Origin of the sequence: Pseudomonas sp. MWU13-2100 (assembly GCF_023242365.1) — a bacterium.
Classification (GTDB): Bacteria; Pseudomonadota; Gammaproteobacteria; order Pseudomonadales; family Pseudomonadaceae; genus Aquipseudomonas.
This window is the reverse complement of record NZ_JALLIX010000066.1, coordinates 1-21,725: the sequence shown is the minus strand read 5'-3', so window position 1 is coordinate 21,725 and position 21,725 is coordinate 1. Positions and strand designations below refer to the sequence as shown.

Here is a 21,725-nt window from a genome sequence, read left to right as displayed (position 1 = left end):
ATCGCCAGGAGCTTCGCGGGCAAGCACCGCTCCTACAGGTTTGTGTCGTACGCCAAACCTGTATCCGGCGCTGAACCGTGTGGGAGCAGAGCTTGCTCGCGAAGGGGGCTTTGAGATCGCCAGGAGCTTCGCGGGCAAGCACCGCTCCTACAGGGCTCGCATTACTCGCTTTTGACCTGGCGCTTCTGGATAGCATCCACCAACCGTTTGGCCAGCGCCGGGTAATTCTCGTCGAAGTGATGACCCCCCGGCAATTTGACGGCCTCTCCCACCGCAGTAGCGGTGGTGCAGCCACTCTCCTTCACTTCGTCCTGGCCATAAATGCACAACACCTTGGCCGCCGGCAGCTTGGCCATGTCCGGACCGGTATCGAGCTCTATGCCGGCCTTGCCCAGCCAGCCGTCAACGTGGATCTCGAAGCTGCCGCTACGGGCGAAAGCCAGCAGGATGATCGCATCGACACGCTGCTGCTCGTTTTCCGGCAGGCGGTTGTAGATCGCCGGCAGGACGTCGGCACCAAAGGAGTAACCAGCCAGGACAAAACGCTTGGCGCCCCATTTCTGCCGATAGTGCTGCATCAGTTCGGTCAGGTCGGCGGCACTCTGTTCCGGGCTCTTGTGCTGCCAGTAGTAGCGCAGGGTATCGATGCCCACTACCGGGTAACCCATCTTCGACATATAACCCGCCGCGTCGCGGTCCAGGTCGCGCCAGCCACCATCGCCGGAGAGGAACAGGGTCACGGTGTCGCCGGCTTTCTCCGCCGGGACTTCCACCACCGGAATGGCCAGGCCGCCGTTGTCCGTACCCACCAGCATTTTGCGCAGTTCGTTGTTCAGCACCTGGGGCAGCTTGATGTCGTAGTCGCTGATGCTGGTTTCGGCATTCGGCTGGTCGCGCACGAAAGCGGCGCTCGGATCATCCGGACCGTCGTTCCAGGCCACCAGCCAGTGGCCGTGGGCCGCGGTTTTCGGTACCGGGACCGTGCAATCCGGTTGATCGAGGACGAAGCCCACCGAGATGGCCTGGGCCTTGTCGTTGGCCTGGGACGCCAGCCAGTTCCAGGCCAGGGATGCGCCCGGGCCAACGCCGCTGACCAGGGTTGCCGGGCCCTGCAGTTGTTGCAAGGCGCTATCCAGGGCTTTCTGCTGCAGCGTGCAGTTGTCCTTGGGCAGGATCACCTGGACGATCAGCGCCGCGCCGCTACGGCTCAGGGCGGACAACTGGGTGTCGCTCAGAGCGTCTTCGGCGAGGGTCGCCACGACCACCTGGGCCTTGGGCGTGGTGCCGGGAATCAGGCGGGTCAGGGGCGAACCGTCAGCCTGGCTCAGATGTTCAAGGGTGGGTTCCGGCGGGGGGCGGTTCCAGAACCAGTAGCCACCTCCCGCAAGCGCGGCCAGGAGCAGCACGATTACCAATAAAAACCGCCAGGAGCGTTGAATCATCAGCGTTTCACCAATCCAGTCAGGCCGCCCGCAATCAGGGCGGCGGTATCGGCCAATGCAACCAGCGGATCAAGTCCTGCCGGTACGGCCATGTAACGAGGTTCCCAATCAGGCTGGAACTTGTCCTTGAAGCGACGCAGGCCCTGGAAGTTGTAGAGCTGCTCGCCGCGCTGAAACACCATCGAACCCAGACGCTGAGTCAATGGTGCGCCACGCCGTGGTTGCAGGCCCGACAACGGCACCATCCCCAGGCTGAAACGTGCGTATCCGTGAGCCTTATAATGCTGAATCAGGCCAACCATCAAGAACTCCATGGTCAGCTTGGGGGCATCGGGGTGAGAACGCATCAGGTCGAGACTGGCCAGTTCATGGCTGTGGGTCTCGAGCAGGTTGGCGAAAGCCACCGGGCGTCCCTCGAAATGAATGATCGCGACGCGGAAGTGGTTGATGTACTCGGGGGCGAAGCGGCCCAGGGAGAAACCTTTCTCGCGCACGTTCTTGCCGGTGAGCCAGGCGTCGGAGATGACCTTGAGTTCATCCAGCGGTGCTTGCCCCGGCTCGTAGATTTCCAGCGACAGGCCGTCACGGCTACCGCGGTTCCAGGTGTAGCGCAGGTCCTTCATCTCCTTGCCCTTGGACTCGAGGTCAAAGCGATGCAGGTCGACCCGGGCTTCTTCGCCGAGCTTGATGGCGGTCAGGCCGATGTCCATGTAGTACGGCAGGTTCTCCGCACGCACCTGGTAGAACACCGGGCGGGCGTGATGGGTGTCGCACAGGTCGCGGAATTGCCAGATCAGTTCGGCGCGCTGGCGCGTCGGCCCGATCGGGTCGTACAGCGCCACCAGGCTGCGGCCACGGCGCGCGTACATCAGGAAGGCGGTGTCGGTGGGGTGGAACAGGAACGCCTTGTCACCGGTCAGGGCCAGGCCGCCGTCAGGCTGGTCGGAAGCCATCAGGATCTTGAACGCGCGCTCCATTTCATCGGGAGTGGGCTGGTGAATCACCGGGCGTGCGGTACGCAGCAGCCAGGTCAGCGACACGGCAACCAGCACCACGGCAGCCCCCAGCAGCGAACGCAGGCCGCGAGGGGCATCGCCATCCAGCGCGAACTGCCACCACAGCTCGTGGCTGTAGGGCACGTCCTGGTAGGCGAACAGCAGCAGCCAGACCGAAGCCCCGAGCACACAGAGACTGGCCACTAAATAGAGCGGCGAGAACGGCAGTTCGGTGAGGCGGCTGGGTCGATAGAAGGAACGGCGGAAAATCCCCAGCAGACAGGCGGTGGCCGTGAGCATGCTGGCCTCTTCCCAGTCGAAACCCTTGAGCAGCGAGAGCAGGGCGCCCACCAGCAGCAAGGTCATGGTCAGCATCCAGGCAGCGGACAGGCGTCGACGCAAGCCTTGTGCCAGCAGCAGGCACAACACGCCCACCAGGCTGGCACCGAAGTGTGAGGCGTCGATCAGGCGGTCCGGAACCAGGAAGTCGATGCCTTCCAGTCGTGTGTCGATTTCCGGGGTCGCGCCGGAGAACAGCAGGACCACGCCGGACAGGAACACCAGCACGGCGAGGATGGGGGCCGCGAAACCCGAGGCAACTCGCATGCTCTGGCGGGTGGTCAACAGGCGTTGGGCTTCCGTACTCAGCAGGGCCAGGCAGGCCAGCAGCAGAGGCAGCAGCACATAGATCAAGCGATAGAGCAGCAGGGCAGCGGCCAGTGGGGCAGCACCCAGTTGATTGGCGAAGGCGGCCAGCAGAATGGCTTCGAACACACCGACGCCGCCGGGCACATGGCTGAGCACGCCGGCGGCCAGGGCCAGCAGGTACACCAGCAGGAAGGCGCCGAAGGGTGGCGCCTCGGGCAACAGTAGATAGAGGACGGTCGCCGCGGCGGCCACGTCCAGGGCGGTAATCACCAGTTGCAGCAGGGTCAGGCGGGCACTGGGCAGGCGCAGGGTGCGGCGTCCGGCCTTGACCAACAGGTTGTCCTTGATCGGTTGTTCCGGCAGGCGCCGACGGTAGATGCCAACCGCCAGCAGGGCGGCCAGGGCCAGCACGGCCAAGGCAATGCCGCCGAGGAGGTAGGTGGGCAGGTGCAGGGCTTCGGACGCCGCGGGCAGGTTGCTCAGGGTCGCCAGGGCGGCCAGCGGTGGCAGCGCGCAGCCTAGCGAGAGGCTGGCGAACAGGGTCATCCGCGCGACTTCGGCGGCCCCCAGGCCGAAACGGGCATAGAGTCGATAGCGCACCGAGCCGCCGGACAGCAGCGACAGGCCAATGGCGTTGCCGATGGCGAACGCGGTGAAGCCGCCCAGCATCAGTGTGCGCGCAGGCAATTTCACATCGGCATAGCGACTGGCGGACCATTCATAGCCCAGCAGGATAACGAAGCCGATGGCAGTCGCTGCCAATGCGCCGCCCAGGGCCGGCTTGGGCACGCTGAGAATCGAATCGTGCAGGGCGTCCAGGTCGAGCTCGATCAACAGATGGCGACAGGCAATCAGGGCGATAGCGAACAGAAACAGGGTGATAGCCAAGCCGACGGATTGCCGGTACTTGCTCAACAGATCCAGCCAACGGAGACGGTTGGCGGTGATCGGGTGTGTTGCTGTAACAGTATCGTGTGGTTCGGACGAGTTGGCGCGCATCAATCACCTCTAGGATTGTGCGCGACAGGATGGGGGTATCCAGCCAAGTTACCAATCCCTATGGACAAAATAATTGCAAATATTAACGTGTCTGGCCGTTGTACGGCGACCCACGCCCCGGGCTGTTGTAGAGGAAGTTTGTTGCGGATTCAGCTTAGCCTGTGCAGCCATTGACTGCGGTATCCGTCGAGGGTTCGATCCGTGCCGCCTTGATTGGATGAAAGTTTTTTCGGCGGATACAAAAAAGGCCACTCTTTCGAGCAGCCTTTTCTGATATTTGGTTGCGGGAGCCGGATTTGAACCGACGACCTTCGGGTTATGAGCCCGACGAGCTACCAGACTGCTCCATCCCGCGTCTGTGTGGCGGCATTCTACAGCCGAACGGCGGGGTGTCAACCGTTAATGGCTCGTTTGGTCAAAATAATGCGCAAAGCCTCGATTTGGCCGGCTGCTTTCGGTAAGTGTCCGACAATCAAGGTTTTTCAGACGTCCTGGCAAAAACAGGCACGCACAAAAAAGGCCCCTCTTTCGAGCGGTCTTGGGGATGTAGCGTTTTTGCGGCAGCGCCCTCGGGTCTCGTGCAATATGTACAGGTAAACTGTTAAGTTTTACTTTACAGGTGGTCTTCATATCCTCTATAACGGCTGACATGAACGATCAGTCCGAGAATTTCCAGACCATACGCACCGCAGCTCTCGCGCAGGACCTCCGGTCCCTGATGGGAAAGTTGAAGCGCCGACTGCGCGAGCAAGCGAATGTTAACGACCTGACCCCTTCCCAGGTGTCTGTGCTGCTTCGCTTGGAGAAGGACGGTCCCGCCACGGCGTCGAGCCTTGCGCGGGCAGAGGCCATGCGTCCGCAATCGATGGGCTCGGTCGTCGCCGCGCTGGAGAGCGCAGGTCTGGTAAGTGGCGGGCCGGACCCGACGGACCGGCGGCAGACGCTGCTCTCGCTCACGGACGCCTGTCGCAAATGGGTCGAGGAAGGGCGCGCGGCGCGCCAGGACTGGCTGACCCGGACTCTCCAGGCGCGTCTGTCGCCGGAGGAGCAGAACAAGCTGGCGCAGGCCGTCGAGTTGCTCAGGCGGCTTGTCGACGACTAACGGAAGTCCGTGGCGCTCACGCCCAACCCGACCCATCCGAAATTTCGAGGGAGAATCCATGGTGCTGACGACGCTCGATCCGAATACCGCCCTGGTCGTCGTCGACCTGCAGAAAGGCATCGTCGGTCTTCCCGTCAGCCACCCGATTGGCGAAGTCATCGAGCGGGTCAGGGCGCTTGCCGACGCTTTCCGCGAGCGCGGCCTGCCGGTGGTGCTCGTCAACGTCGTCGGCGGCGCACCAGGCCGGACAGAACGGTCCCGTCAAACGAGTTCCCTTCTTGAAGGGTGGGCCGACCTCATTCCGGAGCTGAACCAACAACCCACCGACATCCTCGTGACGAAGCGGACTTGGGGAGCGTTCGCCAGCACGGATCTCGAAGCCCTGTTGAAAGCACGCGGCGTCACCCAGGTAGTGATCGCGGGCGTGGCCACTGGAACCGGCGTCGAGGCAACAGCGCGCCAAGCCTATGAGGCGGGTTTCAATGTCACCCTCGCCCTCGATGCCATGACCGACACGCGTCCCGAGGCCCACGAATACAGCATCAGGAGTGTCTTCCCGCGGCTCGGTGAGACGGGGACAACCCAGGAGATCGTCGATCTTCTGTCCATGGGGAGCGCCTGAGATGCCCTGGTTTTCACTTCTGTCCTATTTCCTTGGTGGCGGCTTCCTGGCCAATGCGATCCCTCATGTTGTTAGCGGCATGATGGGCAGGCCGTTTCAGAGCCCGTTCGCCAAGCCGCCGGGAGAAGGTCTTTCGTCGTCGAGCGTCAATGTGCTTTGGGGCTTTTTAAACATCGTCATCGGCTATTTGCTTCTTTGCCGTGTTGGCGATTTTGCCTTGCGGAACACTGGCGACGTCGCCGCGTTCGGCGCGGGAGCACTCCTGATCGGTCTTTTTTCCGCCCGGCACTTTGGTCGCTTCCACGGCGGTAATCAGTCGGAGCAACGGTGAAGCCTGCCTTTGCGGGCGTCTTCCGGTCCCTGCGAGGGTTCAACTATCGGATCTGGGTGGGCGGCGCCTTCGTCTCCAATGTCGGTACCTGGATGCAGCGGACGGCCCAGGACTGGCTGGTGTTCACCCAGCTCACTCACCATGACGCGTCGGCCGTTGGTTTGGTCATGGCGCTGCAATTCGGGCCGCAGCTCCTTTTGCTGCCATGGACAGGCTTTGCCGCCGATCATTTCAATCAGCGCAAGCTGCTGATCGCCACGCAGGCGACCATGGGCGGCCTCGCTCTGGTGCTGGGGATTCTCACCCTCTCCGGTGTCATCCAGCTCTGGCACGTTTATATCTTCACCTTCCTGTTTGGCTGCGCCTCGGCGTTCGATGCGCCGGTGCGTCAGGTGTTCGTCGCGGAACTGGTCGGTGATGAATGTCTGCACAATGCGGTGGCGCTCAACTCGACTTCGTTCAACGTCGCGCGGATGCTCGGTCCGGCCGTCTCCGGCGTGGTCATTGCCGCGATGGGAAGCGGTTGGGCCTTTCTGATCAATGGCATCTCCTTCATGGCGGTGCTGATTTCCCTGGCATTGCTGCGCATCGCCGAGCTTCATCCGAACGCCAGGGCTCAGCGCATCAAGGGGAGTTTTACCGAAGGGGTTCGCTATGTGTGGGCGCGGCCGGACCTCAGGTCGATCCTGGTCATGCTGTTCTTCATCGGCACCTTTGGCCTGAACTTCCCGATCTTTATCTCGGCGATGGCGGTCGGGGTTTTCCACGTCGATGCCCGCGGATATGGCCTGCTGTCGTCAATCATGGCGATCGGTACGGTAGCGGGCGCGTTTCTAGGCGCCGGTCGCAGCAAGCCTCGGTTCGGCTTGCTGCTGATCGGCGCGGGCGTATTCGGGCTCGGCTGCACACTGGCCGCGCTTGCGCCGAGCTACTGGCTCTTCGCCGGTGCGCTCGTGATCGTCGGTGTGGCCGCCCTGACGTTCACCAATACCACGAACAGCCTGATGCAGCTCTCGACGGAGCCGGCGATGCGTGGGCGGGTGATGGCGCTGCGCGTCGGTATCGCGCTTGGGGGGACGCCGATCGGAGCGCCGATCGTCGGTTGGGTGGTCAATCATTGCGGGCCACGCTGGGCGCTTGGCATCGGCGCGGCCTCCGGCTTCGCCGCAGCCCTTGTGGCTACAGGCTTCCTCGCTCGCCAATTGCGTCGTTCTCAAACGACTCGCGCCGCTGAGCCAGTCGGGCAAAGTCATGAGGGTGGGCCTCAGGCGCCTGTGATCACTGCGCGCGAAGGCGACTCCAGGATCTGAGCAATAGCCGATCCTTGCGCAATGGAGCCGGCTACCCGGAAAGTTCGGAATCACCGGTACCGTTGGTTGCGGGAGTCGGAAAAGCCTCGATTTAACCGATCGCTTTCGGTGAGTATCCGGCAAGCAGGTTTTTTTCAGGCTTGCGGGCAAAAAACAGGCGTGCACAAAAAAGGCCACTCTTTCGAGTAGCCTTTTTTGATATTTGGTTGCGGGAGCCGGATTTGAACCGACGACCTTCGGGTTATGAGCCCGACGAGCTACCAGACTGCTCCATCCCGCGTCTGTGTGTCGGTATTCTACAGAGAAACGCAGGGCTGTCAAACCTTAATTGAGGAAAACCCCTTTATGGTTCAATTGGTTAGCGCTTGAGGCGGGGGCTGCGGCGAGCCTCGGGACCATGCCGGGCAAGGCTTCCAGCTCTATCGACGAATGCTTATTGATTGAGAAATTAAATTCAACTGTGCTGTTTCCTACAGTTGAAGAGGAAGAATCAAACTACTGGTGCTATATACAGGTGTCAGTGAGATACTGTTGGCCTGTAGCGTTTCCGCTCCCTGAATGAACCCGTGTTTTCATGACGCAACGAAAAATCATCCACGTCGACTGTGATTGCTTCTACGCCGCCATCGAGATGCGTGATAACCCGAGCCTGGCCGGCAAGCCCATGGCGGTGGGCGGTTCAGCGGATCGGCGCGGGGTGATCGCCACCTGCAATTACGAGGCGCGAGCCTTTGGCGTGCGTTCGGCGATGTCGTCGCGACATGCCTTGAGCCTGTGTCCGGACCTGGTCATCGTCAAGCCGCGCATGGATGCCTATAAGGAGGCGTCGAAGGATATTCAGGCGATCTTTCGCGACTACACCGACCTGATCGAGCCCCTGTCTCTGGATGAGGCCTACCTGGATGTGTCCGACAGCCCGCACTTTGCCGGCAGCGCGACACGTATCGCCCAGGACATCCGGCGCCGGGTCTCGAAGCAATTGCATATCACCGTCTCAGCCGGGGTGGCGCCGAACAAGTTCCTGGCCAAGATCGCCAGCGACTGGAAAAAGCCCAACGGGTTGTTCGTGATCACGCCGGATCAGGTGGAGGATTTCGTCGCTGGCTTGCCGGTCAACAAGTTGCACGGCGTCGGCAAGGTCACCGCGGACAAGCTCGGGCGAATGGGGATTGTCGATTGCCTGCAATTGCGCGAGTGGGGCAAGTTGGCCCTGGTCCGCGAGTTCGGCAGTTTTGGCGAGCGCCTGTGGGGATTGGCCCGGGGTATTGATGAGCGGTTGGTGCACAACGATAGTCGGCGACAGTCGGTCAGTGTCGAGAATACCTACGACGCCGATCTTCCGGACCTTGCCAGTTGCCTGGAAAAACTCCCCGAGCTGATGGAAACCCTGGCCGGGCGCATTGCCCGACTCGACAGCAGCTATCGACCGGGCAAGCCGTTCGTCAAAGTGAAATTCCATGACTTTACCCAGACGACCCTGGAGCAGGCGGGGGCAGGGCGGGATCTGGAGAGTTATCGGCAGTTGCTGAGCCAGGCCTTTGCCAGGGGCGAGCGACCGGTGCGGCTGCTGGGGATTGGGGTGCGTTTGCAGGATTTGCGCGGTGGGCATGAGCAACTGGAGTTGTTCAGCGGCTGAGGCTGGTGCTCGCTTTCTTGAATACACCGCCAAACCTGTAGGCGCCCGGCTTGCCGGCGATGAGTCCCTTGAGCTCGCGGGCGCCATCGCCGGCAAGCCGGGCTCCTACAGGTCCTGTGTTTCGTTCGAACACCTCAGTTGGCCCCGGGGTCCGCCACCAGTCGCCCGGCTTTCCTGGTCAGGGTCTGGAGAAACTCACGCTGCAACTCGGGATCGTTGCGGGTCAGTTCGATCAGGCTCTGTTCCAGTTCGCTGGCTTCGTCCTCCAGCCCCAGCTCTGACAGGCGCTTGACCCGGTGCACCCATTGGTTGACGTCGTCACCCTCCAGGTCGTTGTAGATCAGGTCATGGGCTTCCAGCAGCTTGCCGCGCAGCTTGCTGCCGATGGACAGGCTCGCGTCCGAGTGGGTTTGACCCTGGGTATCTTCCACGCGGATCTGCAGGTTGCCGATGCGATACAGGTCCTGCTCGGCAAACGGGCTGTCCAGCAGATTGAGGCGCAGCACGCCATTACGATCGGTGGTCAGCTCGGCGGTCTGCTTACCGGCGAGCACTTCCACCGGTCGTTCCGACCACGGCAGGCTCGAGTATTCCATGCGCTTGTCGCGCTGGACTTCCTCGACCCCGGCCAGATTCTGCTGGGCACGTCCGCCGGACTCGACGTTCATGAATGGGTTGATGCCATCGATGCCATCCTTGAGCCAGCCATGGGTCATGCTGTCCGGCAGGTGGCCAAGGGCAAAGATGTTCGCCACGTTGGCAACGACACCACCGACCACGGCCACGGCCCCCAGCGGCATTTCATAGACCTTGCGCCAGCCTTGATACGGAGTGTAGCGGTCATAGCGACGGGTGACGTCGAACTCGGTGACTTCGAAGGTCTTCTGCTCGTGAATCCGCACGCGACGTTGCGGCAACTCGAGGACCTTGGGATCGCCGACATCGATCTGCAAATTGTGTGCGAGCAGTTTGCGTTCCACGCGCTCTTCATGCTCGCTACGTTGTGACATCTGGTTGGCGCAGCCGCTGACCAGTAGGGCGCCGCACAAGGCGGCGCCCCCGAGGGCTAAAGTACTTCGATTGAACATGGGCGCTCTATCTGGACTCAGCGACGGATACGGGCCTGAAGAAACGACAGTACGTCGGCGACCGGCAGTGCTTGCGCCTCGGCCTCGGTACGGCTCTTGTATTCCAGGTTACCTTCGGCCAGGCCGCGGTCGCTGACCACGATCCGGTGCGGGATACCGATCAGTTCCATGTCCGCGAACTTGATGCCCGGGCTGGTTTTCTTGTCGCGGTCGTCCAGCAGCACTTCGAAGCCGGCGGCCGTCAGTTCGGCGTAGAGCTTGTCGGTGGCTTCGCGAACCTGTTCGGTTTCATAGCGCAACGGTACCAGGGCGATCTGGAACGGCGCCAGGGAGTCGCTCCAGATGATGCCATTGGCGTCGTTGTTCTGCTCGATGGCGGCAGCGACCACGCGGGAAACGCCGATACCGTAGCAACCCATGGTCAGGGTCACCGGCTTGCCGTTTTCGCCCAGTACCTGGCACTTCATTGCTTCGCTGTACTTGGTGCCCAGCTGGAAGATGTGGCCGACTTCGATGCCACGCTTGATCTCCAGGGTACCCTTGCCGTCCGGGCTCGGATCACCGGACACAACGTTGCGCAGGTCGGCCACGGTCGGTACGGGCAGGTCACGTTCCCAGTTGACGCCGAAGTAGTGCTTGTCGTCGATGTTGGCACCGATACCGAAGTCGCTCATCAGCTCGACCGAACGGTCGATGATGATCGGCAGTGGCAGGTTCAACGGGCCGAGGGAGCCGGCGCCGGCACCGATGGCGTCACGCAGTTCAGCGTCGGAGGCCATGACCAGCGGGCTGGCAACGCCAGGCTGGTTGGCGGCCTTGATTTCGTTCAGTTCGTGATCGCCGCGGATGATCAGGGCAATCAGCTTGCCTTCTTCTTCGGCGTGGACGATCAGGGTCTTGACGGTCTTTTCGATCGCCAGGTTGTAGCCTTCGACCAGTTGCGCGATGGTTTTCGCGTCAGGGGTGTCGACCAGACGCAGGGCTTCGGTCGGCGCAGGGCGCGAGGTTTCGCGAGGCACGGCTTCGGCCTTCTCGATATTCGCGGCGTACTCGGAGCCGTTGCTGAAGACGATATCGTCTTCACCGGATTCGGCCAATACGTGGAACTCATGGGAACCGGCGCCACCGATGGAGCCGTTGTCCGCTTCCACCGGGCGGAACTTCAGGCCCAGGCGGGTAAAGACGTTGCAGTACGCCTGGTGCATGCGATCGTAGGTGATTTGCAGCGAGGCTTGGTCGACGTGGAAGGAGTAGGCGTCCTTCATGATGAATTCGCGACCGCGCATCAGGCCGAAGCGTGGACGGATTTCGTCACGGAATTTGGTCTGGATCTGGTACAGGTTGATCGGCAACTGTTTGTAGCTGCTCAGCTCGTTGCGGCACAGATCGGTGATCACTTCTTCGTGGGTAGGGCCTGCGCAGAAGTCGCGATCATGACGATCTTTCAGGCGCAGCAGCTCAGGGCCGTATTGCTCCCAGCGACCGGATTCCTGCCACAGTTCAGCCGGTTGGATACCGGGCATCAGCACTTCCAGGGCGCCGGCCGCGTTCATTTCCTCGCGCACGATGGCTTCGACCTTACGCATGACACGCAGGCCCATGGGCAGCCAGGTGTACAGGCCGGAAGCGAGTTTACGGATCATCCCGGCGCGCAGCATCAGCTGATGGCTGATCACGACCGCATCGGAAGGCGTTTCTTTCTGTGTGGCGAGCAAATATTGACTGGTGCGCATGGTTGGCCGTTGTCGCTTGCTGATGACTGAAAATGACTGGGCATTGTACGGGTGTGATTCGGCGACGTACAGGCGTGTCGCCGCGCCGCCCGGGAAGAGGGCGGCGGGGTCCAGTGTTTACGGGGTTTCTTCGCCGACGGTGGCGGGTATCGCGCCTTCGCCACGGCTGGACTGATACCAGTGCAGGGCGATCAGGATCAGGGTCGGGATGCCCATCACGGCGGTAATGATGAAGAACTTGTGGTAGCCGAACTTTTCCACCATCACCCCGGAATAGCCGCCAATCAGGCGCGGCAACAGGAGCATGATCGAACTGAGCAGGGCGTACTGGGTGGCGGAGAACTTCAGGTTGGTCAGGCTCGACAGGTAGGCGACGAAGGCCGAGGTCGCCAGGCCCGAACTGAAGTTGTCCAGGGAGATGGTGACGATCAGCATCTTCAGGTTCGGACCCATGTCGGCCAGCAGCATGAACAGCAGGTTGGTCGCCGCCGAGGCCGCGCCGCCGATGAACAGGATCGGCAGGATACCGAAGCGCACGATCAGCAGGCCGCCCATGCCGGCGCCCACCAGGGTCATGATCAAGCCGAAGATCTTGCTGACCCCGGCGATCTGGTCCTTGGTAAAGCCCTGGTCGATATAGAACACGTTGGCCATTACGCCCATGACGGTGTCCGACATCCGATAGGTGGCGATCAGTCCCAGCAGCAGCAGCGCCTGCCAGCGATAACGGACGATGAAGTCGTTCACCGGCGTCAGCACCGGTGCCAGGCCGCGGCGGCCCATGCTCGACAGACAGAGGGTGGTGAGGAGGGTATAGAGGATGGCACGCAGGAAGGCGCGGTCTTCCAGCAACAGGTCGAGCATGCTCCGGCCCTGGAACAGCACGCTGGCGAAATCGGTGTTGTAGAGCTGGGTGAACATCGCAGGTACCGAGACCAGCAGCACGATCAGTACGAAGACCGAGGACAACTGGTGCACGAAACTGTAGCGTCCGGCCGAGAGCTGGGTGCGCAGCGGTACTGGCGGTTCACGCATGAAGAAGGTGGTGAGCAGCGCTGGAATCATCAGCAGGCCGAACAGTACGTAGGTGCCGGTCCAGGCCGAGTGCTTGTAGCTGAATCCGGTAGAGCCGAAACCTTCGGCGATAAACAGCGCGCCGGCGGTGGCCAGCAGGGCGGCAACCCGATAACCCGACATATAGCTGGCGGCCAGGGCGGCCTGCTGGCTGTCGTTGGCAATCTCCAGGCGATAGGCGTCCACCGCAATGTCCTGGGTCGCGGAGGCGAACGCCACGATCACGGCAATCGCGATCAGCCAGGACAGATGCTTCTGTGGATCGCAGAACCCCATGCCGATCAGCCCGAGGACGATCAGGATCTGCGCCAGCACCAGCCAGGAACGGCGACGTCCGAGCTTGCCGAGCAGTGGCAGGCGCCATTGGTCGAGCAGCGGCGACCAGACCCATTTGAAGGCGTAGGCGAGGCCGATCAGGCTGGCATAACCGATGGTTTCACGGGCCACGCCGGCTTCACGCAGCCAGACGGAAAGCGTGGAAAACACCAACATGTAAGGCAGGCCTGCGGCGAAACCGAGCAGCAAGAGCACGAGTGTCGAGGGGCTGGCATAAGCGGCGAGCGCGGCGCGCCAGGTTTTACGGGGCATGGGCTGGAGTCTGCCTCAGGTTGACGGAAACAAAGCGCGCACTCTAACCGCTGTGCTCTATCGGGCGCCAGCCATGGCGCTTCATATCGACACGATTGTTCAACACGCTGAGGCCTTCAGTCCGCAGCCGGGCCCGCTGTTCGTCGCCGGAGGGGCTGCCGGCGGGCAGACTGATCCGACCACCGGCACCCAGCACCCGGTGCCAGGGCAGGCGTGTATCGGCTGGCAATTGACTCAGGGTCCGTCCCACCCAGCGCGCGGCGCGACCCAGGCCGGCCAGCTCGGCGAGTTGGCCGTAGGTCACGACCCTTCCTTCGGGGACTTGCGCCAGCGTCAGGTAAAGGGCCGTGCGACGCATTTGCGCCGGGCTTTCGGTGAGGGAAGCGTCTTCAGTCATCGAGGACCATCCTGTTCAGGGATTTTGGCTACGCGTGTAGGTTATTTCTTAGGATTGAGAGTGATTATTGAACTCAGGTGTGTTCAGCCGGTCACTCCTCGGTCAAGGCATTGCCCAGGGGGATGATGCCGGTTTTTTTTTCGCAACCCCGAGTCTTCTCTGCGCTTATGTTATCCAGAACCTTGCTGTGCCTTGCTGTTTTCAGTGCCTCGACACCGTTGCTGGCCGATACCGTCTGGTTGAAGAATGGCGACCGCCTGACTGGCAAGATCCGCCTGTTCGACGGCGGCAAACTGTTGATCCAGACCGATTACGCCGGAGCGCTCCCGGTGGACTGGAAGCAGGTCAAGACCCTGGAAAGCGACCAGGAGCTGTTGGTCAAGCAGGATGCCTACACGGGGGAGAAAGCCAAGTCCCTGAAAGCGGCGCCTGATGGCAAGGTGACGCTGGTCAACGGCGAAGCGCCGAAAACCGTCGACCTCGCGAGTATCAAGCAGATCGTCAAGCCCCAGCCAGTGATCGAGGACCTGGTGTGGAAGGGCAATGTCGACCTGGCCCTGGACTACAAACGGGCGGATCAGGACACCGACGATTATGATATCGCTTTCAAGACCACCGCCCGCCACGGCGCCTGGCGGCATAACGCCCAGGGTGAGTACAACCGCGAGTTCCAGAACAATGTCGTGACCACCAACAACTGGAACGTCGAATATGCCCTGGACCGCTTTTTCACCGAGCAGTGGTTCTGGCAGGGGCGTCTGACCTATAAGCGTGACTTTGTCGAAGACCTGGCACGCCAACGCACCGTCGGTACCGGCCCGGGCTACCAGTTCTGGGACAATGAGCTGGGGGCGTTTTCCCTTGGTTCGCTGGTCAACAATACCGATTACCAGTACAGCGATGGTGAGAAGAAGAACTTCTATTCGCTGGGCATGAAATGGGACTACAACCGCTACCTGGTGGGCAAGACGGTGCAGTTCTTCACCAACGGCGAAGTCGGCCGGCCACTGAGCGGGCCTTCGGAGTATTCCCTCGACGCCCAGATGGGCCTGCGCTACAAAGTTACCGAATGGGCCTCGCTGAACCTCAAGGCCGAGCGCAACGTGGTCCAGGGCGACGCGGAAACCAGCCTGAACAAGACCCGCTATACGGCGGGCTTCGGAGTGGTCTGGTAAGCGCACCGCCCACGCCCCTGGCATCCGGTGTGGATAACGTTTATTTTTCAGTGGTTTTCATTCGCAAGTCCCAGGGCTTGTCGACGGTTTCTGACGAGGAGTCAAAAGGTGAGCGTTGAAGTTGCCAAGAATGCCCGTGAGCTGCTGCTCAAGGAGTACCGGGGTGTGTTGTCCACGCATTCCAAGGCCATGCCCGGTTTCCCGTTTGGCTCCGTGGTGCCTTATTGTCTTGACGGCCAGGGGCGGGCGCTGATCCTGATCAGCCGGATCGCCCAGCACACCCATAACCTGCAGAAAGACCCCAAGTGCTCCCTGCTGGTGGGTGAGCGTGATGCCGAAGATGTGCAGGCGGTCGGTCGTCTGACCTACCTGGCCGAGGCCGAGAAGCTCAGCGATCCCGAGGCGATCGAAGCGGCGGCCGAGCGTTACTATCGCTACTTTCCGGACTCGCAGAACTACCATCAGGCCCATGATTTCGACTTCTGGGTGCTCAATCCGGTGCGGCACCGCTATATCGGCGGATTCGGTGCGATCCACTGGCTGGATCAGGTCACCCTGGCCAACCCTTTCGCCGGCAAGGCCGAAATCGGCATGCTCGAACACATGAACAGCGACCACGCGAAGGCCATTGCCCACTACGTCGCCCTGGCCGGATTGCCGGATACGGTACCGGCGCAACTGGCGGGTATCGACACCGAGGGCATGCACCTGCGCATCGGCCAGGCGCTGTACTGGTTGCCCTTCGAGGCGCCTTGCAATACGCCGACACAAGTTCGCGAAGCCTTGGTTTCCCTGGCTCACGCCGAGCATTGGCCAAAAAAGCAAACCGCCTCAGCTTGAATTCACGAACTGTCGACGTCATCTAAGGTTAAGTGGAAGGCATTCTTCCGTAGAGGAACCATTTGATGCGCGCTTTTTTATTGCTCTTTCTGCTGTTTCCGGTGCTAGAGCTGTATGTGTTTTTCCAGGTCAGTACCGCGATCGGGTTTTTCCCGGCCCTGGCACTGATCATTCTCGGTTCGATGCTGGGTGTGCTGGTCCTGCGGATCGCAGGGATCGCCACGGCGTTGCGGGCGCGGGAAAGCCTGAACCGCGGCGAGTTGCCGGCGCAGACCATGCTCGAAGGCCTGATGCTGGCCCTGGGCGGCGGCCTGCTGCTGCTGCCGGGGTTTATCAGCGACATTGTCGGCCTGGTCCTGTTGTTGCCCATGACCCGTCGCCTGCTGGCCGACCGCATGCGTCGGCGCGTCGAAGAGCAGGCGTTGCGTCAGCGGGCCTTTGCCGACGACTTGCAGGCTCGGGGTCCGTCGGGATCGTCGCCGGCTACCAGCCGGCAACCCCAGGTCATTGAAGGCGAGTTCGAACACCGCGATTCCTGATCCTCACTGCAACGACACGGCACCTTCGGGTGCCGTGTTGGTTTTCGACACCCCCAGGTAAAAAAAACGTCACCCTGCCCTTGAAATTACCTTGGGCGACCTTATGTAACGGTCACCGCAAGGTTTTGGCGAAAATCGCCAGACAGTCTTTCGCGGTTCGCTTGGCGAGCCGCAACCGGCAACGCCGGATTTGCTAAACCGGTCGGTATCGACATCGACCCTTGAAAACCATAATTAGGAGAGATCGACAATGAAGCTTCGTCCTCTGCATGACCGCGTCGTCATCCGTCGCAGCGAAGAAGAGAAAAAAACCGCTGGCGGTATCGTGCTGCCAGGTTCGGCTGCCGAGAAAGCCAACCACGGTGAAATTCTCGCTGTAGGCACCGGCCGCGTGCTGGACAACGGTGAAGTCCGCGCGCTGGCCGTGAAAGTGGGTGACAAGGTTGTGTTCGGCCCTTACTCCGGCAGCAACACTGTGAAAGTAGACGGCGAAGACCTGCTGGTAATGGCTGAGAACGAGATTCTCGCTGTTATCGAAGGCTGATTCCCGCTCATTTTTCCCGCTACGACAAAGTATTCAAGGAATTACGATCATGGCTGCTAAAGAAGTTCTGTTTGGCGACTCCGCCCGCAAAAAAATGCTCAAAGGTGTCAACGTCCTGGCTGACGCGGTAAAAGCGACCCTGGGCCCGAAAGGCCGTAACGTGATCATCGAGAAGAGCTTCGGCGCTCCGACCATCACCAAGGACGGCGTTTCCGTTGCCAAGGAAATCGAGCTGGAAGACCGTTTCGAAAACATGGGCGCGCAGCTGGTCAAGGACGTTGCTTCCCGTGCCAACGATGATGCCGGCGACGGCACCACCACTGCCACCGTACTGGCTCAGTCGATCGTCAACGAAGGCCTGAAGGCTGTCGCTGCCGGCATGAACCCGATGGATCTGAAGCGCGGCATCGACAAGGCGACCATCGCCATCGTCAAAGAGCTCAAAGCTCTGTCCAAGCCTTGCGCTGACACCAAGGCCATCGCTCAGGTCGGCACCATCTCCGCCAACTCCGACAGCTCCATCGGCGACATCATTGCCGAAGCCATGGAAAAAGTCGGTAAAGAAGGCGTGATCACCGTCGAAGAGGGCTCGGGCCTGGAAAACGAACTGTCGGTTGTAGAAGGCATGCAGTTCGACCGTGGCTACCTGTCCCCGTACTTCGTCAACAAGCCGGAAACCATGGTCGCCGAGCTGGACGGCCCGCTGATCCTGCTGGTGGACAAGAAGATCTCCAACATCCGCGAAATGCTGCCGGTGCTGGAAGCCGTTGCCAAAGCCGGCCGCCCACTGCTGATCGTGGCCGAAGACGTTGAAGGCGAAGCCCTGGCGACGCTGGTTGTGAACAACATGCGCGGTATCGTCAAAGTCGCTGCCGTCAAGGCACCTGGCTTCGGCGATCGTCGCAAGGCCATGCTGCAGGACATCGCTGTCCTGACCGGCGGTACCGTGATCTCCGAAGAGATCGGCCTGAGCCTGGAAAGCACCACCCTGGAACACCTGGGCAGCGCCAAGCGCGTGACCCTGTCCAAGGAAAACACCATCATCGTCGACGGTGCTGGCGTACAAGGCGACATCGAAGCACGTATCAACCAGATCCGTGCCCAGGTCGTCGAGACTTCCTCCGACTACGATCGTGAAAAACTGCAAGAGCGTCTGGCCAAGCTGTCCGGCGGCGTTGCAGTGATCAAGGTTGGTGCGGGTTCCGAAGTTGAAATGAAAGAGAAGAAAGCCCGCGTTGAAGACGCCCTGCATGCTACCCGTGCAGCCGTTGAAGAAGGCGTGGTCCCTGGCGGTGGCGTGGCACTGATCCGTGCCCTGCAAGCCATCAGCGAACTGAAAGGCGACAACGCCGATCAGGACGTTGGTATCGCTGTTCTGCGTCGCGCTGTTGAAGCGCCGCTGCGCCAGATCTCCGCCAACAGCGGTGACGAGCCAAGCGTCGTGGTCAACGAAGTCAAGAACGGCCAAGGTAACTTCGGTTACAACGCCGCGACTGGCGAATACGGCGACATGATCGAAATGGGCATCCTGGACCCAACCAAGGTGACTCGTTCGGCGCTGCAGGCAGCTTCCTCGATCGGCGGTCTGATCCTGACCACCGAAGCGGCAGTGGCTGAAGCACCGAAGAAAGACGGCGGTGCTGGCGGCGGTATGCCAGACATGGGCGGCATGGGCGGTATGGGCGGCATGATGTAAGTCGGCCCCACCTGCTACAAAGAAACCCCGCCTTGTGCGGGGTTTCTTTTTGCCGGCAAGTCATAGGCGCATCAGCTGCTTTTATCGCGCAGCTTGTAGCTGCCACAGGCTTGCCCTTAAGCTGCGCGGGCCAAGACACGGCCGTTACCGCGTACGGAGAGAGTACCCATGCGAATTCTACTGGTTGAAGACAACCGCGATATCCTCGCCAACCTGGCTGATTACCTGGGGCTTAAAGGCTATACCGTCGACTGCGCGCAGGACGGCTTGTCGGGCTTGCACCTGGCCGCCACCGAGCACTACGACCTGATCGTGCTGGACATCATGTTGCCCGGGATCGATGGTTTCACCCTGTGCAAGCGCCTGCGTGAAGATGCTCGGCGCGACACCCCGGTGATCATGCTCACCGCCCGCGATCAACTGGATGACCGTCTGCAAGGCTTCAAGTCGGGTGCCGACGACTACCTGCTCAAGCCGTTCGCCCTGTCGGAACTGGCAGCGCGGATCGAAGCAGTGCTGCGCCGGGCCCAGGGCGGCGGGCGGCGGGCCCTGCAGGTTGGCGACCTGAGTTACGACCTCGATACCCTGGAAGTGACCCGCGAAGGGCGCCTGCTCAAGCTCAACCCGGTGGGCCTGAAGCTGTTGGCGGTGCTGATGCAGAAAAGCCCCCATGTGTTGCGCCGCGAGGTCCTCGAGGAAGCCCTGTGGGGCGACGACTGCCCGGACAGCGACAGCTTGCGCAGTCATGTTCACCAATTGCGCCAAGTGATCGACAAGCCCTTCGAGAAGCCTTTGCTGCATACCGTGCATGGCGTCGGCTACCGCCTGGCCGAAGGCCGCGATGGAGTTTAAACAAAGCCTCGCCCAGCGGATCATCATTGCCTTTGCGCTGATGAGCGCCCTGGTGGCGGGGGCTTTCGCCATGGGCATCGTGGCTACGGTTCACCTGGTTGAGGAAAAGCTGATTTCCGCGGGCCTGGGGGGCGATCTCCAGCGTCTGTTACTGATGGACAGTGTCAACGACTGGAGCCATCGACCCGAGCCCGATCAACTGTTCTATTTCAGCGGCGGTCCGGGGGACTTCGCCTTGCCCAGGGATCTGCGTCATCTGGACGCCGGGTTCCACGAGGTGTTTCGCGACCATTTGTCCTACCACGCCGTCGTCGAGGTGGTCGACGGTCGGCGTTACGTGCTGTTGCAGGACCAGAGTGATTTTGAAGAGCGTGAGCGGGTGCTGTTTGCCGTGGTGCTGGTTGGGTTTGTCCTGGCCCTGGCCCTGGCGGTGTTCCTCGGCTGGATCCTCGCCCGTCGGGTGATGGCCCCGGTGGTGCGCCTGGCCCGCCAGGTGCGCCATCGCGATCAGTTACTCGGCCTGGCGCCACCCTTGGCGCCGGATTACGCCGCTGACGAAGTGGGTGAGCTGGCGGTGGCCTTCGACGCCACCCTCGGCCGCTTGCGTGACGCCCTGACCCGCGAGCGTCTGTTCACCAGCGATGTCAGCCACGAACTGCGTACGCCGCTGATGGTGCTGGCGACCTCCTGTGAACTGCTGCTGGAAAATCCGGCTATTGACCAGCGCGGGCGCAATCAGGTCGAGCGCATTGCCCGGGCCTGCGAGGAAATGCGCGAACTGGTGCAGACCTTTCTGATGCTCGCCCGGGCCCAGCGCGAGGACGCCAGTATGTCGCCGCAGGTCTCCCTGAGTCGGGTCGCGGATGACTTGATCGGTTTATGGCGTGCGCCGATTGAAGAGAAGGGCCTGAAGTTGATCGTCGATCTCGGCAACCCCCTGGATACTCGTTACAACGCCACCTTTCTGCACGCGGTGATGGGCAACCTGCTGCGCAATGCCCTGCACTACACCGATCAGGGTTTTATCCGCCTGAGCCTGGAACCGGCCGGGTTTGTGGTGGAAGACAGCGGCGTGGGGATTCCCGAAGAGCAGCGCGAAGCCATGTTCCAGCCCTTCGTGCGCGGTAACGAAAAACGCGGTGAAGGCCTCGGGTTGGGCCTGTCACTGGTCCAGCGGATCTGCGAAAACCAGGGTTGGCACGTCAGCCTGACCACCATGACGCCCAATGGCTGCCGTTTTCATGTCGATTTGGGCGGGCCTGATGCTTGAGTACAGACGAGATCTTCACTCGGAAATGGTCAGTCTCTGGTTCCCATATAAGCGCTGATATCCTTTGGGGGATCTCAAAAGGCTACGACGCCACTCGTCGTTGGGGGCTACGGCACAGGGAAAACTGAGCTATTTTGAGGATAGCCGTTCAGCTATACCATCAAAGGTTTATGGTAATGAAGTTAGAAGTCGCTCGAGGTTTGTTTCTGGTCAGCGCGCTGGCGGTGGTTTCCCTGGCTTTGGTGGTTTGGGAGGAGCCCGGTCCGCAGGTGCTGACGGCAGCGGTTGGTGCCGGGCATTGTCCTTTGCCCCGTGTTGTCAAGGTGGCCGATGCCAAACCCGACCACGACCTTTTGTTGTTCATGTTCGGCCTTTCCCAGGGGCTCAAGCCGCAGAGTTGAAACCGTCCTGTCCGCCTCGCAGGCCTCGCATTGATCGAGGCCTTTTTTATGGGCGCTGTTTGTTCGATTCCATTGCTGCCTTCCAGCACCACAGGCCAGGATTGGATCCATATGTTCTTTTTTACCTGTGCGAGCGTGTAAGCCATTGCTTACATCTCGCGTAAGCGATCGAGGATAATTTGCCGTCTCGATTACCGAGTATTTCATTTAAATAATTGAAATATATAGGTTTTCTGTTATTTAAATGGATCCAATTTCGAAGAGGTGGCATTTTGGATCCACTTGCGGCGACTCAGAAAGTCTTTAATATTGCCCCTGTGTCGACGGATAGACACGGCGATCAAGGACAGATTGCTGGAAGGAACATCGCAGGATGCGATTCATCAGGACGATGAAAGGGAAAAAAGGGACTAGGGAAAAAATGTGGGCGGGTCAAACCGCCC

General features: G+C 61.0%; 19 protein-coding genes and 2 tRNA genes. 13 read left to right on the top strand and 8 right to left on the bottom strand.

Annotation, left to right across the window (positions count from 1 at the left end):
* Positions 1–161 precede the first annotated feature (161 nt).
* The 3 genes from M5B99_RS28425 to M5B99_RS28415 form a co-directional block, all read right to left on the bottom strand.
* A complete protein-coding gene (locus M5B99_RS28425; RefSeq protein WP_248807264.1) occupies positions 162–1,442 on the bottom strand; it encodes a virulence factor family protein in 1,281 nt (426 codons plus the stop codon).
* Complete coding sequence (mprF, locus tag M5B99_RS28420) at positions 1,442–4,084, bottom strand: bifunctional lysylphosphatidylglycerol flippase/synthetase MprF (RefSeq protein ID WP_248807263.1); 2,643 nt, start codon at positions 4,082–4,084, stop codon at positions 1,442–1,444. The genes M5B99_RS28425 and mprF overlap by 1 nt, the downstream gene beginning before the upstream one ends.
* A gap of 278 nt (positions 4,085–4,362) precedes the next feature.
* Positions 4,363–4,439: transfer RNA gene (locus tag M5B99_RS28415), tRNA-Met, on the bottom strand.
* Between the two features lie 294 nt (positions 4,440–4,733).
* Between M5B99_RS28415 and M5B99_RS28410 the strand changes: the two genes are divergently transcribed.
* Genes M5B99_RS28410 through M5B99_RS28395 form a run of 4 tightly spaced genes read left to right on the top strand, consistent with a single transcriptional unit; the run spans position 4,734 to position 7,449 of the window.
* Positions 4,734–5,186: a MarR family winged helix-turn-helix transcriptional regulator gene (locus M5B99_RS28410; RefSeq protein ID WP_248807262.1), complete on the top strand. Its 453-nt coding sequence runs from the start codon at positions 4,734–4,736 to the stop codon at positions 5,184–5,186.
* Positions 5,187–5,244: 58 nt separating this feature from the next.
* Positions 5,245–5,808 (top strand): isochorismatase family protein, encoded by a 564-nt coding sequence (locus M5B99_RS28405; protein ID WP_248807261.1) that lies wholly within the window; start codon positions 5,245–5,247, stop codon positions 5,806–5,808.
* A gap of 1 nt (position 5,809) precedes the next feature.
* Positions 5,810–6,139 (top strand): hypothetical protein, encoded by a 330-nt coding sequence (locus M5B99_RS28400; protein ID WP_248807260.1) that lies wholly within the window; start codon positions 5,810–5,812, stop codon positions 6,137–6,139.
* On the top strand, positions 6,136–7,449 hold the full coding sequence (locus tag M5B99_RS28395; protein ID WP_248807259.1) for an MFS transporter: 1,314 nt from the start codon (positions 6,136–6,138) through the stop codon (positions 7,447–7,449). Before M5B99_RS28400 ends, M5B99_RS28395 begins: the two co-directional genes overlap by 4 nt.
* 203 nt (positions 7,450–7,652) lie before the next feature.
* Here M5B99_RS28395 and M5B99_RS28390 read toward each other — a convergent pair.
* A tRNA-Met gene (locus M5B99_RS28390) sits at positions 7,653–7,729 on the bottom strand.
* 294 nt (positions 7,730–8,023) lie between these two features.
* Between M5B99_RS28390 and dinB the strand changes: the two genes are divergently transcribed.
* Positions 8,024–9,085: a DNA polymerase IV gene (dinB, locus tag M5B99_RS28385; RefSeq protein ID WP_248807258.1), complete on the top strand. Its 1,062-nt coding sequence runs from the start codon at positions 8,024–8,026 to the stop codon at positions 9,083–9,085.
* A 134-nt stretch (positions 9,086–9,219) separates the two neighbouring features.
* Here the strand turns inward: dinB and M5B99_RS28380 are convergent, their stop codons facing one another.
* The 4 genes from M5B99_RS28380 to M5B99_RS28365 form a co-directional block, all read right to left on the bottom strand.
* On the bottom strand, positions 9,220–10,173 hold the full coding sequence (locus M5B99_RS28380; protein WP_248807257.1) for a hypothetical protein: 954 nt from the start codon (positions 10,171–10,173) through the stop codon (positions 9,220–9,222).
* Between the two features lie 17 nt (positions 10,174–10,190).
* The gene (locus M5B99_RS28375; RefSeq protein ID WP_248807256.1) at positions 10,191–11,906 is read right to left on the bottom strand and encodes a proline--tRNA ligase; all 1,716 of its coding nucleotides are present in this window, start codon (positions 11,904–11,906) and stop codon (positions 10,191–10,193) included.
* Between the two features lie 117 nt (positions 11,907–12,023).
* The gene (locus M5B99_RS28370; RefSeq protein ID WP_248807255.1) at positions 12,024–13,568 is read right to left on the bottom strand and encodes an AmpG family muropeptide MFS transporter; all 1,545 of its coding nucleotides are present in this window, start codon (positions 13,566–13,568) and stop codon (positions 12,024–12,026) included.
* Between the two features lie 43 nt (positions 13,569–13,611).
* Positions 13,612–13,965, bottom strand: coding sequence for an MGMT family protein (locus M5B99_RS28365; protein WP_248807254.1), 354 nt, complete (start codon positions 13,963–13,965; stop codon positions 13,612–13,614).
* Positions 13,966–14,132: 167 nt separating this feature from the next.
* Between M5B99_RS28365 and M5B99_RS28360 the strand changes: the two genes are divergently transcribed.
* The 8 genes from M5B99_RS28360 (at position 14,133) to M5B99_RS28325 (ending at position 21,282) form a co-directional block, all read left to right on the top strand.
* Positions 14,133–15,140: a DUF481 domain-containing protein gene (locus M5B99_RS28360; protein ID WP_248807253.1), complete on the top strand. Its 1,008-nt coding sequence runs from the start codon at positions 14,133–14,135 to the stop codon at positions 15,138–15,140.
* Between the two features lie 108 nt (positions 15,141–15,248).
* Positions 15,249–15,980 carry a HugZ family protein gene (locus tag M5B99_RS28355; RefSeq protein WP_248807252.1) on the top strand — a complete coding sequence of 244 codons (732 nt, stop codon included), beginning with the start codon at positions 15,249–15,251 and terminating at the stop codon, positions 15,978–15,980.
* 65 nt (positions 15,981–16,045) lie between these two features.
* Positions 16,046–16,519, top strand: a complete 474-nt coding sequence (locus tag M5B99_RS28350) for an FxsA family protein (protein WP_248807251.1) — start codon at positions 16,046–16,048, stop codon at positions 16,517–16,519.
* 250 nt (positions 16,520–16,769) lie between these two features.
* Positions 16,770–17,063, top strand: coding sequence for a co-chaperone GroES (locus M5B99_RS28345; RefSeq protein ID WP_152740251.1), 294 nt, complete (start codon positions 16,770–16,772; stop codon positions 17,061–17,063).
* Between the two features lie 49 nt (positions 17,064–17,112).
* Positions 17,113–18,759, top strand: a complete 1,647-nt coding sequence (groL, locus tag M5B99_RS28340; protein WP_248807250.1) for a chaperonin GroEL — start codon at positions 17,113–17,115, stop codon at positions 18,757–18,759.
* Positions 18,760–18,927: 168 nt separating this feature from the next.
* The gene (gene colR, locus M5B99_RS28335; protein WP_100938644.1) at positions 18,928–19,611 is read left to right on the top strand and encodes a two-component system response regulator ColR; all 684 of its coding nucleotides are present in this window, start codon (positions 18,928–18,930) and stop codon (positions 19,609–19,611) included.
* On the top strand, positions 19,601–20,881 hold the full coding sequence (locus M5B99_RS28330; protein WP_248807248.1) for a sensor histidine kinase: 1,281 nt from the start codon (positions 19,601–19,603) through the stop codon (positions 20,879–20,881). Before colR ends, M5B99_RS28330 begins: the two co-directional genes overlap by 11 nt.
* Positions 20,882–21,057: 176 nt before the next feature.
* Positions 21,058–21,282, top strand: coding sequence for a hypothetical protein (locus M5B99_RS28325; protein WP_248807246.1), 225 nt, complete (start codon positions 21,058–21,060; stop codon positions 21,280–21,282).
* The last annotated feature ends 443 nt before the right edge of the window (positions 21,283–21,725 follow it).

What these genes read in the sequence shown, in the direction of transcription:
- M5B99_RS28375 (WP_248807256.1), bottom strand. Translation starts at nt 11,906, where the DNA reads ATGCGCACCAGTCAATATTTGCTCGCCACACAGAAAGAAACGCCTTCC.
- M5B99_RS28350 (WP_248807251.1), top strand. Translation starts at nt 16,046, where the DNA reads ATGCGCGCTTTTTTATTGCTCTTTCTGCTGTTTCCGGTGCTAGAGCTG.
- M5B99_RS28400 (WP_248807260.1), top strand. Translation starts at nt 5,810, where the DNA reads ATGCCCTGGTTTTCACTTCTGTCCTATTTCCTTGGTGGCGGCTTCCTG.
- colR (WP_100938644.1), top strand. Translation starts at nt 18,928, where the DNA reads ATGCGAATTCTACTGGTTGAAGACAACCGCGATATCCTCGCCAACCTG.
- M5B99_RS28360 (WP_248807253.1), top strand. Translation starts at nt 14,133, where the DNA reads ATGTTATCCAGAACCTTGCTGTGCCTTGCTGTTTTCAGTGCCTCGACA.
- dinB (WP_248807258.1), top strand. Translation starts at nt 8,024, where the DNA reads ATGACGCAACGAAAAATCATCCACGTCGACTGTGATTGCTTCTACGCC.
- M5B99_RS28325 (WP_248807246.1), top strand. Translation starts at nt 21,058, where the DNA reads ATGAAGTTAGAAGTCGCTCGAGGTTTGTTTCTGGTCAGCGCGCTGGCG.
- M5B99_RS28410 (WP_248807262.1), top strand. Translation starts at nt 4,734, where the DNA reads ATGAACGATCAGTCCGAGAATTTCCAGACCATACGCACCGCAGCTCTC.
- M5B99_RS28380 (WP_248807257.1), bottom strand. Translation starts at nt 10,173, where the DNA reads ATGTTCAATCGAAGTACTTTAGCCCTCGGGGGCGCCGCCTTGTGCGGC.
- mprF (WP_248807263.1), bottom strand. Translation starts at nt 4,084, where the DNA reads ATGCGCGCCAACTCGTCCGAACCACACGATACTGTTACAGCAACACAC.
- groL (WP_248807250.1), top strand. Translation starts at nt 17,113, where the DNA reads ATGGCTGCTAAAGAAGTTCTGTTTGGCGACTCCGCCCGCAAAAAAATG.
- M5B99_RS28365 (WP_248807254.1), bottom strand. Translation starts at nt 13,965, where the DNA reads ATGACTGAAGACGCTTCCCTCACCGAAAGCCCGGCGCAAATGCGTCGC.
- M5B99_RS28345 (WP_152740251.1), top strand. Translation starts at nt 16,770, where the DNA reads ATGAAGCTTCGTCCTCTGCATGACCGCGTCGTCATCCGTCGCAGCGAA.
- M5B99_RS28425 (WP_248807264.1), bottom strand. Translation starts at nt 1,442, where the DNA reads ATGATTCAACGCTCCTGGCGGTTTTTATTGGTAATCGTGCTGCTCCTG.
- M5B99_RS28405 (WP_248807261.1), top strand. Translation starts at nt 5,245, where the DNA reads ATGGTGCTGACGACGCTCGATCCGAATACCGCCCTGGTCGTCGTCGAC.
- M5B99_RS28330 (WP_248807248.1), top strand. Translation starts at nt 19,601, where the DNA reads ATGGAGTTTAAACAAAGCCTCGCCCAGCGGATCATCATTGCCTTTGCG.
- M5B99_RS28370 (WP_248807255.1), bottom strand. Translation starts at nt 13,568, where the DNA reads ATGCCCCGTAAAACCTGGCGCGCCGCGCTCGCCGCTTATGCCAGCCCC.